The 12810-nt window shown below is 32.5% G+C and carries 15 protein-coding genes; 9 read left to right on the forward strand and 6 right to left on the reverse strand.

Translation table 11 applies throughout. The annotated features are described in order from the left end of the window. Window positions 1–182: 182 nt before the first annotated feature. Entirely contained in the window at window positions 183–614 is a 432-nt protein-coding gene (locus K8N75_RS08705) for an ACT domain-containing protein (RefSeq protein ID WP_048191156.1), read from the reverse strand. 51 nt (window positions 615–665) lie between these two features. Further along, a complete protein-coding gene (locus K8N75_RS08710) occupies window positions 666–1964 on the reverse strand; it encodes a phenylacetate--CoA ligase family protein (protein WP_223791681.1) in 1299 nt (432 codons plus the stop codon). Between the two features lie 382 nt (window positions 1965–2346). Here K8N75_RS08710 and K8N75_RS08715 point away from each other — a divergent pair, with 382 nt between their 5' ends. Both K8N75_RS08715 and K8N75_RS08720 read left to right on the forward strand, forming a co-directional pair. Beyond that, on the forward strand, window positions 2347–3939 hold the full coding sequence (locus tag K8N75_RS08715) for a sodium:solute symporter family protein (protein WP_255590922.1): 1593 nt from the start codon (window positions 2347–2349) through the stop codon (window positions 3937–3939). A 39-nt stretch (window positions 3940–3978) separates the two neighbouring features. After that, complete coding sequence (locus K8N75_RS08720; protein WP_223791683.1) at window positions 3979–4809, forward strand: MBL fold metallo-hydrolase; 831 nt, start codon at window positions 3979–3981, stop codon at window positions 4807–4809. A 174-nt stretch (window positions 4810–4983) separates the two neighbouring features. On the opposite strand, the gene K8N75_RS08725 is transcribed toward K8N75_RS08720, so the two are convergent. Beyond that, the gene (locus K8N75_RS08725) at window positions 4984–5391 is read right to left on the reverse strand and encodes a DUF3788 family protein (RefSeq protein ID WP_223791684.1); all 408 of its coding nucleotides are present in this window, start codon (window positions 5389–5391) and stop codon (window positions 4984–4986) included. 73 nt (window positions 5392–5464) lie between these two features. Beyond that, entirely contained in the window at window positions 5465–5821 is a 357-nt protein-coding gene (locus tag K8N75_RS08730) for a hypothetical protein (protein ID WP_420830715.1), read from the reverse strand. A gap of 198 nt (window positions 5822–6019) precedes the next feature. On the opposite strand from K8N75_RS08730, the gene K8N75_RS08735 reads away from it, so the two are divergent. Then, window positions 6020–6499, forward strand: a complete 480-nt coding sequence (locus tag K8N75_RS08735; protein ID WP_223791686.1) for a DUF308 domain-containing protein — start codon at window positions 6020–6022, stop codon at window positions 6497–6499. A gap of 70 nt (window positions 6500–6569) precedes the next feature. Here K8N75_RS08735 and K8N75_RS08740 read toward each other — a convergent pair whose 3' ends face one another. Next, window positions 6570–7511 carry a bifunctional enoyl-CoA hydratase/phosphate acetyltransferase gene (locus tag K8N75_RS08740; RefSeq protein WP_223791687.1) on the reverse strand — a complete coding sequence of 314 codons (942 nt, stop codon included), beginning with the start codon at window positions 7509–7511 and terminating at the stop codon, window positions 6570–6572. Between the two features lie 330 nt (window positions 7512–7841). On the opposite strand from K8N75_RS08740, the gene K8N75_RS08745 reads away from it, so the two are divergent. The 5 genes from K8N75_RS08745 (at window position 7842) to pyrE (ending at window position 11000) form a co-directional block, all read left to right on the forward strand. Then, complete coding sequence (locus K8N75_RS08745) at window positions 7842–8048, forward strand: symporter small accessory protein (protein WP_223791688.1); 207 nt, start codon at window positions 7842–7844, stop codon at window positions 8046–8048. A gap of 13 nt (window positions 8049–8061) precedes the next feature. Next, window positions 8062–9648, forward strand: coding sequence for a sodium:solute symporter family protein (locus K8N75_RS08750; protein ID WP_223791689.1), 1587 nt, complete (start codon window positions 8062–8064; stop codon window positions 9646–9648). A gap of 244 nt (window positions 9649–9892) precedes the next feature. Then, window positions 9893–10147 (forward strand): PRC-barrel domain-containing protein, encoded by a 255-nt coding sequence (locus K8N75_RS08755; RefSeq protein WP_048191145.1) that lies wholly within the window; start codon window positions 9893–9895, stop codon window positions 10145–10147. A gap of 94 nt (window positions 10148–10241) precedes the next feature. After that, window positions 10242–10406 (forward strand): hypothetical protein, encoded by a 165-nt coding sequence (locus K8N75_RS08760; RefSeq protein WP_048191144.1) that lies wholly within the window; start codon window positions 10242–10244, stop codon window positions 10404–10406. A gap of 66 nt (window positions 10407–10472) precedes the next feature. Continuing rightward, window positions 10473–11000: an orotate phosphoribosyltransferase gene (gene pyrE / locus K8N75_RS08765; protein WP_223791690.1), complete on the forward strand. Its 528-nt coding sequence runs from the start codon at window positions 10473–10475 to the stop codon at window positions 10998–11000. A 46-nt stretch (window positions 11001–11046) separates the two neighbouring features. Here the strand turns inward: pyrE and K8N75_RS08770 are convergent, their stop codons facing one another. Then, the gene (locus tag K8N75_RS08770) at window positions 11047–11577 is read right to left on the reverse strand and encodes a MogA/MoaB family molybdenum cofactor biosynthesis protein (protein ID WP_223791691.1); all 531 of its coding nucleotides are present in this window, start codon (window positions 11575–11577) and stop codon (window positions 11047–11049) included. A 483-nt stretch (window positions 11578–12060) separates the two neighbouring features. Between K8N75_RS08770 and K8N75_RS08775 the strand changes: the two genes are divergently transcribed. Continuing rightward, a complete protein-coding gene (locus K8N75_RS08775; protein WP_223791692.1) occupies window positions 12061–12564 on the forward strand; it encodes a PIN domain-containing protein in 504 nt (167 codons plus the stop codon). The last annotated feature ends 246 nt before the right edge of the window (window positions 12565–12810 follow it).

The raw sequence follows: 12810 nt of genomic DNA on the forward strand, positions 1-12810 counted from the left end.
ATCCAACCACTACATATAAATAATAGTTTAACAATAATTAATATTATCGTATGCGATAACCAAGCATACTACACTTAATCTAATCAGTACCGTAGGAACTACGGAAATTAAAGCTTCTCTGAAAAAAACCACATTAGTGGATTTAATGAAGGAAGAAGCTCCTTCCGAAAGGAAGGGGTAGTTCACAACCCATATATTTCCTTTGCTGAAATTACTTTTGCTCCTCCATTTTGCAGTGCTTTAATTCCTGCGTCAATATTTTCTGGGTGCAAAAGTACAATTGCCATTTCTTCTTTTTCTTCTACAAATGCATATAAATATTCAAGATTGATATTATTATCATCCAGAATTCCAAGGATTACACCCAATCCTCCAGGATGATCTGCCATTCTTACGGCTATAACCTCCCCAATTTTCACAATGAAATTGTTGTCTTCGAGTAATTTTTTGGTTTCTTCAGGATCTGGAACAATTAACCTTAAAATTCCAAAATCTGAAGTGTCTGCTATTGATAAGGCTCTAATGTTTACTCCACCTTTTTCAAGTACATCTAATGCATTTTTCATTCTACCTTTTCTGTTTTCCAAAAATATAGACAACTGTTTTATTTTCATTTTAATCCCCTTATGATTTTGATTTTGATAATCAGTGTAATATTACTCAGATTATAGTTCCCTTTTATCAATTACTCTCACAGCTTTTCCTTCACTTCTAGGAAGTGTTTTAGGCTCGACAAGCGTTACTTTGACTCTTAAACCTATTTCGTTATGTATATAATTTTCAATTTTTTGTCTTATTCCCACAAGTTCCTTAATTTCGTCTGAGAAAAGTCCTTCAGATGCTTCAACCCTTACTTCGAGTTCATCCATTAAATGTGGTCTTGTAACAATTATTTGATAATGGGGTTCCACTCCGTCAATTCTTAGAAGAGCCTTCTCAATTTGTGATGGGAATACTGAAACGCCTCTAATCTTCATCATGTCATCTGTACGGCCTGTAATTCGATCCATTTTAACAAGATTTCTTCCACACCCACACTTACCTCTTTTAAGCCGTGTAACGTCTTTGGTTCTAAAACGTATTAATGGGGTACCTTCACGAGTTAAAGTAGTTAAAACAAGTTCTCCTGTCTCTCCATCAGGCAATGTTTGAAGGGTTTCAGGATCAATTATTTCAGGATAGAAATGATCTTCGAAAATATGTAGACCTTCTTGTTCACTGCATTCAAGCCCGACACCAGGCCCCATTATTTCGGTGAGTCCATAAATGTTATAGGCGGGTGCATTGAATCGTTTTTCAATTTTTTGACGCATTTCTTCTGTCCACATTTCTGCTCCGAATCCAATGGCTTTAAAATCGAGATCTTCTGTTTTTACTCCTTCTTCTTCGATTTCTTCAGCTAGGTAAAGTCCATATGATGGAGTAAATATCATGACAGTAGTTCCAAAGTCTTGCATGATTTCAATTTGTCTTTTGGTTTGACCTGTTGAAATTGGAATTACTGTGGCTCCTATTTTTTGAGCACCATAATGAACACCAAAACCACCTGTAAATAAACCATAACCATGTGTATTTTGGATTATGTCATCATCAGTGACCCCTGCCATTGATAAACCCCTGGCCATGACTTCACTCCATATTTCTATATCTCCCCTTGTGTAGCCTGATACAGTAGGTTTGCCAGTTGTACCTGATGATGTGTGAACTTCTACTATTTCTTTTCTAGGAACTGCAAACATTTCAAAAGGGTAGGCTTCCCTTAAATCATCTTTCGTTGTAAAAGGAAGTTTTTCAATGTCTTTAAGAGTTTTTATATCTTCGGGGTTAATGTTCATTTCATCTAAACGCTTTTTATAATATGGAACATTATTATATGCATTTTCAACTGCTTCCTTTAACCTTTTAAGTTGTAAATTTTCTTTAGTATCATCAGACATACATTCTGCTTCTTTATTCCAGATCATTTTATCCCCCATAACTATCCAAATGAATTATAACCAGTTATTCATGATTAAAATGATGATCACAATTAACTCACTTGAAATTTCCATGTTTGAATTTAACTGATGGATTAATAAAAGTTTGGCATTTAAATTTTAATATTAATATTTTATTAAAATATTTCATTAATCCATGTCATTTACATGCTGGTTACTAAAAGTGTTCAATGCATTTAAGAAAAAGTTTTATACACTCGTTATAAATTAGATTAATATTAACTAAGAATTACAAAGATTAGATACATCAAATGGATCTTAGGTGGTCATTGAGTTGTTTCTGGTATTGTGAGTAATAAGTAACAATAGATATTATTATGTTAAACGGAGGGGTATTGTGAACATTTTTATGTTGAGTATAATTGTATTGTTTTACCTCCTAATGGTAGGTTATGTAGGTTATGTAGCATGGAGACGAACTAAGAGTTCTGAGGACTACATGGTGGCTGGAAGGAACACTCATCCCTACATAATGGCCCTAAGTTATGGTGCTACATTTATAAGTACCGCCGCAATTGTGGGTTTTGGAGGAGTAGCCGCAAATTATGGTTTGGGAATTTTATGGCTTGTTTTTTTAAATATTATCGTTGGAATATTTATTGCATTTGTTTTCTTTGGTAAACGAACAAGGAAGATGGGGCATAATTTAAATGCTTTGACATTTCCAGAGTTTGTTTCACGTCGTTTTAACAGTAAATTCATACAGTATTTCTCAGGGGCAGTGATATTTTTAGGAATGCCTCTCTATGCCTCTGTTGTTCTTATTGGAATGGCGAGGTTTGTTGAAACCACACTTCAAATAAATTACAGTTTTGCACTTGTTGCAATGGCAATAATAGTTGCAGTTTATGTTGTATTTGGGGGAATAAGGGGCGTAATGTATACAGATGCACTGCAGGGAACCATAATGTTCTTTGGAATGATTATTCTTTTAGGTGCTGTATACTGGATGTTGGGTGGAGTTATTGATGCAAATCAGGCTCTAAGTAATCTTGTAAATATTGTTCCTCAAAATGCAACTGCCAAAGCTGTGGCAACAGGATTTACCGGCTGGACATCCATGCCATCTTTTGGTAGTCCCTTCTGGTGGACTCTTGTTTCAAGTCTTATACTGGGAGTGGGTATTGGTGTACTTTCTCAACCACAGCTAGTTGTACGATTTATGACTGTTAAATCCAATAGAGAGCTTAATAGGGCAGTTTTAATTGGAGGTGTTTTCATATTTGTTATGACATTTGGTGCATACGTTGTGGGTGCATTATCTAACCTGTATTTCTACCAACATACTGGTTTAACAGCGGTTCAAGCTTCGGGTGGAAACTTAGATACTGTAATACCAACTTTTATTGCTGCTGCAATGCCGTTATGGTTTGCATATTTTTTCATGATCACTTTACTATCTGCTGCAATGTCAACATTAAGTGCTCAGTTCCATGTTCAGGGAACAGCCCTGGGTAGGGATATTTATGAGACATTATCTGGTAAAACAGGAGGATCTTCCGTTCTTGTTGCAAGAGCGGGGATTGTTGTAGCTGTTATAATTGCTGTGATATTAGGATTTATTTTGCCAGCAAGTGTAATAGCAGTTGGAACCTCCATATGGTTTGGAATAACTGCTGCAGCATTTCTTTCAATGTATGTTGCAGCATTATATTGGAAAAGAGTTACTAAAGCTGGGGCAATTGCAGGGCTTGTTTCAGGATCACTTACAAGCCTTTTCTGGTTATTATTTGGTTTCAAGAAATCAGCAGAGGCAGTTGGGATATCAAAAGTATTAACTGGAAAGACAGTTATTATAACCACTTTACCATGGCCTACTGTAGACCCTATTATTATTGCATTACCCATTGCAATAATTGCAACAATAGTTGTAACATACTTAACTAAACCTCCTGAAAAGGAATTCATTGATAAGATATTTAATGGAGTGGAAAGAAAATAATTCCATTCCAAATATTTATTTTTCTTTCCTGGTTTTAAAATGAAGATAAAAGAGTTTAAAATTAAAAAAAGTGCACAGAAAAGCTGGAGTGAAATCTTTCAAAATCCACGTGATATAATCCTCGAAAGTTTCAAAACAGGTTCTGTAAAAATTAATAGAAGAGGAACCATCAACATTAAACATCCCCACGCTGGCTACATTAAGGATCAAATACTCAATGTACCTATTATTTCACATTTAATTAAGCACAATGTATTTGGAAATTACCTTATTGATGCAGGATTGGATGCAATGTACACATATGATCCGTATGGAGGAGTGAAAGGAAAATTTGCAGATGAATTCTTCCAAGAGAAAAATGAAAATATTGGATTCCACCTGAAAAATAATAGAATAAAGCTTGAAGGTATTTTTCTAAGTCATTTACACCCGGATCACATAGCTGGTGTAAGAGAACTGCCTAAAGAAATTCCTTACATTGTTGGAAAGGGAGAAATAGAACAATATCAGCCAGAAATATATGGAGATTTTTTAAAGGATATTGATACGTTATATGAAATAGACTTCTCCATATTAAATGAGATACCACCATGGGGTCCATGTGCAGATCTTCTTGGAGATGGATCACTATGGGCAATTTCAACTCCAGGACACACAAAAGGACATATTTCATATTTAATAAACGGTCTAGATGGGCCAATTTTACTTACAATGGATGCAAGTTTTATAAGTGACAATTTAAGACTTAAAATAGCTCCATGTGATTATACTGAAGATATAACTCTGGCACAAAAGACTTTAGAACAGATATGTGAATTTTTATTAGAATATCCTGAAGTCAAAGTATTATCTGGCCACGAGCTTTTATAATAAGCATCAAGAAATAATCGATGTAATTCATATCTCTGCTAAGTTTTTATTTTACATATCACTAAATTATGGGAGTTTATTGAGTTCTAAAATTAAAAATACATATTAAAAAAAAATAGTAATAGAAATTTTCACTAATTCAAATTATTCAATTAATATATCAATTTTATGATTTTAATTTCTAATGGATATTAATTTCATTATAAGAAGTTCAAAGTTTTTGTAATCATCATCATTAGTTTTAAATCTGATAACAAATCCTTCTCTATATTCTTTTGTATCTAATAACTTTTTATGAATTTTTTTCAAATCAATATCCTTTAGGAAGGTATTTAATTCACTTTTCCTGATTGCCATACTTATTTTGAACTCATTCTTTAATGGTGTAATATAGAAAAGTGCTTTTTTATTATCATGAACTTTTAACATCCACCCGCTTGTTTTAGAGAAATTCCAATCTTTAGTATAGGAATCTGAAATATCCATCAGTCCTTTGAAATATCTGTAACTTTCTCCAAATGCATTTTGCAAAGATTCTTCAGCTGGCTTAGGTTGTTCTTCAATAAAAACCCTTTCTTCCATATTATCTCCTAAAAATTTCTGTCAGAAATTACATATTTGATATTGTTGGACTTTCTCAAACTATATATTGAATTTATTTCATTAAAAAGTCTAAAATTACTCTGACCATAGGAGGTTCTATATCAATATCTACCGATAAGTTAGGCCCTTCATCAAGATAGAGGTCTGTTAATATGAAATCATCATTTATTTCCCTACCATCAAGAGCTGAAACGGTTTGTATGTTATAAACATTGTCTTCACCATTTTCAAAAAAATCTACAACTTTATTTGTGTCTGGTCCAACAACTCGCATAATAACCATAAGATGTTTCTCTGTAGAAAAATGGAAATCCTTTACAAAACCTTCTGGTACTATTAAATCATTTGTTAAACCTTCAATTTCTTTACTGAAAGTAATTGGTTCAGATATGTATGCCAAAAATATCACCTCATAATTGTGTGTTGTTAATTACTATAATCTTTGTTTTTTAACATAATTAAATTTTAACAATAATATGATTTTTCTATTTATTGATGTCTGGAACCGGATAATATCATGCATTTCCAACAATAAAATTTATATTTAACTAATTATATATAATACAACAGAATTAGAGGTTTGTTGGATAAACATGGAGGTTAAAATATGCAAAAAATGGGCATTGCAATAATTCTTATTATTCTTGGTCTAATTGTTTTGGCATTTCCTGTTTTAGGAGTTGTACCTGCAGCTGTAATCACAGGATTTTTAGTCCTTCTTTTTGGTCTAGGGATGCTATTTGGAGGATTATTTGAAATTAGTGAGAGTATAATTCTAGGAATTCTAGAGATACTTCTGGGTATAATAGCATTGATTCTTGGAATAGGCTTTATCTTCAACCCTGCTCTTTTTGCTTTCTTAGCAGGATTAATTATATACATTGTAGGTATATTCTTTGTGATAGCTGGTATAATCGGTGTAATCACAAAGGCGGGAAATAGTAGATGGAATGGTGTAGTATCAATTATTATTGGTTTATTGTACATAATCGTAGGATCAATAGTAACCAACCCAATCTATTTAGGAATATTAATTGGTCTGTGGCTGTTAATCATGGGAATAATAATGTTATTCCAAAATGATTAAGCCAACTACATTCCAATAATTTTTTTCATTTTTAAACTAATTTATAAAAATTAATTTCTATAATTTTTGTTTAGTAATGTACATTTCCAAATTTGATACTGAGAGTTCTCTCCATATTTGCTGTCAAAACCGCAGTTGCAATAGAATTAAGTTTAGACTGCGAAGTATCTGCACGGGAAGTTAATACTATTGGAGCTGCAGCCCCTATAACCACACCTGCAAGGTTACCGCCTGTAAGGTAAACATGGGCTTTACATAATATATTACCTGCCTCAATTGAGGGAACTACTATAATGTCTGCTTTGCCTGCTACTGGCCCACCTATTCCTTTATGTTCGGCTGCCCATGGACTGATTGCATTATCAAGTGCAAGAGGTCCGTCTATAATTTTACCACTGAACTGTCCACGTTGGCTCATTTTAGCAAGTACTGCTGCATCAATTGTAGATGGCATTTTAGGGTTAGCAAGTTCTATTGCAGTAGTAATGGCTACTTTAGGTTCTTCTATTTCAAAGATATTTGCAAGGTATATTGAATTTAATATAATACTACATTTAGTTTCTAGATCTGGATATATGTTCATAGAACCGTCTGTAATAAAGAGCAATCGCTTAAGTGCTGAGCTTTCAAGTACATACACATGGCTCATTACTTTACCAGTTCTTAAACCATTATCCCTGTCTAATACTCCACGCAAAAAATCGTCTGTATTCACAAAACCCTTCATCAATATATCTGCTCTATTACTTTTAACAAGTTGTACAGCCTTTTTAACAGCTTTTATATTATTAGGTTCGTTGTAAATTTTATTTTCATTAATTTCAAATCCTGCATTCTTTGATATGTCTAATATTTTTTGTTCATCACCTACGAGTATATAATCTGTGATATTTAGCTCTTCTGCCATTGTAACTGCTTCAAGAACCGTTGAATCATGTGCTACCGCTACAGCAATCTGTTTTTTTGGATGTGATTTTATTTTATCAAAGACCTCTTCAAACTTGGTGATCAAATTTTAACCTCCTAAATAAACTCAAAATGTCCTTAATAAATGTAATTGCAGGTTATAAACATATATTGGGATTTAAATCACTTAAATAAATGATACTAATTTACAATTGAAACTATTATCCAATTAATAATCCATTATTTTCTGGATTAATTATGTTGTTAATAATATTTAACAATTGAAGATATATTAAAATTTATTCAGAAGTCTTATGAAAAAGTTGAACTATTTTAACTAAACCTAAGAACTAATAGAAAGATTTAAAAGGTTTTTAGATTTAACATTATTAATGTATATAGTTTATAAAATTTAAATCTTTATGGAGGTGCGACAGTGGTTTTAGGAATAAGCGATCCTTGGATTTCAGCTGCATATATTGGTTGTATCCTAGTAACGCTTTTATGTGTAGTTTATGGTGTTATAAACTGGAATAAGGGCGGAGATGATGAAAATGGGCAAATTTCGGAAGAAATAGCATGGTATGATAAAGAAAAGGATATGGAAGAAAAAGAACTCGGATTATGGGATGAAGAGGGTTAGGAGTTTGATTTAAATGGATTTGTTCATACTCAGTATAGTAGTTTTAATTTATCTCCTCATGATCTTCTATGTTGGTTTTGTTGCATGGAAACGAACCAAAAGTTCTGAGGATTACATGGTTGCAGGTAGGAATACTCATCCTTATATTATGGCATTAAGTTATGGTGCTACTTTCATAAGTACCGCTGCAATTGTTGGTTTTGGGGGAACAGCAGGTGTTTATGGTATGGGTCTTTTATGGCTCACATTTTTGAACATTCTAGTTGGAATTTTTATTGCATTTGTATTCTTTGGGAAAAGAACCCGAAAAATGGGGCACAATTTAAGTGCATTAACATTCCCGGAATTTTTATCTAAGAGATTTAATAGTCGTTTTATACAATATTTCAGTGGGTTGGTTATATTCCTTGCAATGCCCCTTTATGCAGGGGTGGTTTTAATAGGTATGGCCAGATTTGTTGAAACAACATTGGGTCTTAACTACAATATAGCACTGATTACAATGGCAGTGATAGTTGCTGTTTATGTTGTTTTCGGAGGAATAAGGGGTGTTATGTATACTGACGCCCTTCAAGGAACCATAATGTTCTTTGGAATGGCATTCCTTTTAGTATCAACTTACTGGCTTCTTGGTGGGGTTGTTCATGCCAATGAATTACTTTCTGGAATGTCTGCAATGGTACCAGCCGCAGCATCAAGTACAGGGTCTACAGGATGGACAACGATGCCAACACTTGGCAGTCCCTTCTGGTGGACGCTTGTTAGTACGCTGATATTGGGAGTGGGAATAGGAGTTTTATCTCAACCACAACTTGTTGTAAGATTCATGACAGTAAAATCCAACAAAGAACTTAACAGAGCTGTTTTAATTGGTGGAGTTTTCATAGCCCTGATGACTGGAACAGCATTCATTGTGGGTGCTTTATCAAATGTTTACTTTATGCAACATTCTGGACAGCTAGCTGTTCAAGCAGCAGGAGGTAACGCTGATAAAATAATACCTCTCTTTATATCAACTGCTATGCCTCTGTGGTTTGCATATCTGTTCATGATAACACTACTGTCAGCAGCAATGTCAACATTAAGCGCACAGTTCCATGTTCAGGGAACAGCTCTTGGAAGAGACATATATGAAACGTTGTCAAATAAAGTAGGTGGATCCTCTGTGATGGTTGCTAGAGCAGGTATTGTTGTTGCTGTTTTCATAGCAGTTATACTCGGTTTTATACTCCCAGCAAACATCATTGCCGTAGGTACTGCTATGTGGTTCAGTTTGACAGCGGTTGCTTTCCTTGCCATGTACGTTTGTGCATTATTCTGGAAACGTACAACCAAGGAAGGTGCAATTGCGGGACTTGTTGTTGGAACACTATACACAGCTATCTCATATCTGTTTATAAACCAGAAAGCAGCAGCAGCCCTTGGAGTAAGCAAAGCTTTGACAGGTAAAGTGATTCTAATAACAACTATGCCTTGGCCAACAGTAGATCCTTTGGTTATTGGTGTTCCTCTAGCATTTATATTAACAATAGTTGTTAGTTTACTCACTAAACCGCCAAGTAAGGAAATACTAGACAAAGCATTTAAAGATGTGGGATAAACAGACCCATTTCTTCTATTATTTTTTTTTATTTTATTTTTGAAATATTAAAATACTTCAAATAAAAAGAACTAATTTCTAACAATAAATTATTCCCAATATAGTCTAGTTTCAATTTTAGTTATTTATAATAATAAAACATGCAGATTCCCTTTCTTTTTTAAAATAAAACTTTAAGTATAATATTAAACTTAAATAAGATTGTAATTTTGTAAGCTAATCATAGTTATATAAAGGTGAAACCATGAGGATAATAGAAGAAATTATTGGAAAAGAAGTTCTTGATAGTTCTGCAATTGTAATTGGTAAGGTGAAGGATGTAGAGGTAGATTTTGAAACCAAAACATTAGAAGCATTCATACTTGGAAAGGGCGGAATTTCAGAGGGTCTTGGAATATCTAAGGGTGAAACAATAGTACCTTATGACATGGTAAAGAAGATTGGCGATAAAATACTATTAAAAGACACCATCAAAGAAGGGGAAGGAACTGAACAGTAAATTAAATTAAACTAATTTTTTATCTTATAAAAAAGATATTACAAATTAAAATTATGTTTCATATAATACTGATTTTTTTTAGTAGGTGAATAATTTGGAAGTTAGTGGTATCTGTAGTATATGTGGCAGACCAGGTAAAATGTACACATGCACTCTTTGTGGCAGCATAATCTGTGGAAAATGTTACAATATTCAAAAGGCAGTTTGTAAATCTTGTGAAAGTTTCAAAACTGGAGATAGCAATAAATCATTCAAATGATCACAATTTAACAATTATATAAATTCAAATATAAGTAATAAAAATCTATATTTTCAAGTGATCCCAATGGAAAACACTAAAAATCAACTCATAAAACTTCTGAAAGATAACCATGTAGTGAAATATGGAAAGTTCACCCTATCTTCCGGTAAAGAAAGCAACTATTATGTTGACATGAAAAGAGCCATAACAGACCCTATAATCCTTACAAAGGTAGCTGAAATAATATCTGAAAAATTAGATACCAACGATGTGGATAAAATAGCAGGGCCTGCACTTGGGGCTATTCCAATAGTTACTGCTGTTTCTATTTTGTCTTCAATACCCATGCTGATGATAAGAAAGGAAAAAAAAGGTTATGGGACTTCAGAACTAATAGAAGGAGACCTTCAAGAGGGTGATAAAGTTATTGTTCTTGAAGATGTTACAACTACAGGGGGTTCCCTTATTAAAGCTGTTAAGGCAGTATCAGAAAACGGAGGATTGGTTAAAAAAGCATTTGTAATTGTTGATAGAGATGAAGGTGCCATTGATAATTTAAAAAAGGAAGGAATTGAATTAGAACCTTTAGTTTCAGTAAATGATTTCTTTTAGATGACAAATTTTTTTTATATTATTTTTTTTTTCAATATACAAGATCCTATAATCCCTCATGCACATGTTTTACAAGATGTTTTAATTCGGGGGTGATGATCTTTAAACCAGTATTTACAGCATTTGGAGACCCGGGTAATGAAATAATTAGTGTATCTTTATAAACACCTGCAGTTGCACGGCTTAATATGGCTCCTGTACCCAGTTCTTTGTATGATTCATATCTGAATATTTCACCAAAACCAGTGATTTCCTTTTCTAAAAGTGGTTTTAAAGTCTCAATTGTTATATCTCTAACCCCAATACCAGTGCCACCAGTTGTGATTATCACATCTACACCGCGCTCTTTTATAATGTCCTCAACAGTCAAAAGTAGTAGTTCTGAATCATCAGGAATTACTGAATAGAATACTAATTTGTGTTCTTTTTTCAGTGAATCTATTATTAAGTTACCAGATATGTCTGTGGTTTTATTTTCTAAAAAATCTTTATGTTTACTGTCACTTAATGTAATAATTCCAAATTTTACTGATTTAGGCACATTCTTCTTGTGTTCTTCCATGCTTTTACTTTTCATAAGATCACCAATTGATTGATATAATATGGTTAATTATTTTCAATCTAAATTCATTATAAAGTTTTTAAATATATTTTGTTTATTGGAATTAAAATTATTTTGCAATTTAAATTTGGTATTTAATATTAATCGAAATAGAATATACAAAAAAAGGGTTTATTATTAAAAAAACTAGTTAAATGATGTTAATTTATTCCTTATGGGGTGAGGGAGGGCATTAGGTCCAAATCGGAGGCGGTTAATTTTTTGCGAAAAAAATTAAGAGGAGTCTAATTATACCCTCCCTCATCGGTAGTGTATGTTTTTTATAACATAAAAACTTTTCCACATCGGCCCTTAAAATTATAAAAAGCGATCTTTAAGCTCCAATAATTAAAATAAAAGAGTAAACAGGAGGTTTTTTGATTTAATTATTTATGTTATTTTTTACTTTTCATTAAAACTAATCAATTTATATTATTTAAAGAAGAAATAAATGATTATATGTACCATAAAGTATATGTTCTTGATGCATCTGCAATTATAGGTGGTTTTTCCTCAAAAAAGTACCAGAATTTTATTACAGCATCAGTTATTTCAGAGATAAAAGATTTGAAATCTAAATTGATTCTAGAATCTGCAATTGAGCAAAGATCTATACGGATTTTGGAACCTGAATTAATAGATATTAAAAATGTTTCTAAGATTATAATAAAATCAGGGGATGTACTAAGACTTTCTGAAGCCGATAAAAATCTTATAGCACTTGCATTTAGACTTAAAAGAGAATCTATGAATCCTGTAGTTGTTACAGATGATTATTCGATGCAAAATGTTCTTAAAATAGTTGAAATGCCCTACAGGAGTGTTTTAACCGAGGGAATTAAGGGGATATATGGGTGGGTAAAAGTGTGCAAGGGATGTAAAAAAAAATACCCTCCAGAATATATGTATGATGAATGTGAAATATGTGGAACTCGTATTATAAAAAAAAGGTTAAAAAAGTAGTTTAATATAAATATTGAATTAGAATAAGCTCATTTTTTGAATCATCAAATATTCATGTTTTTATCAGATTATGTTAAAATATTATGAATTTTTTTTATAGATAATTATAAAAACACTTAAACTCGAAAATGATTTGGTATTGATGAAGAAAATCAGATAATCAAAGTAAAATATGATAGTAATTCAGTGGAAATATCTAGTTATCCCGTTAGTAATCTTCTTTCATTCCATTTTAAATGAGTGATA

Origin of the sequence: Methanobacterium spitsbergense (assembly GCF_019931065.1) — an archaeon.
GTDB classification, from domain to species: Archaea; Methanobacteriota; Methanobacteria; order Methanobacteriales; family Methanobacteriaceae; genus Methanobacterium_B; species Methanobacterium_B spitsbergense.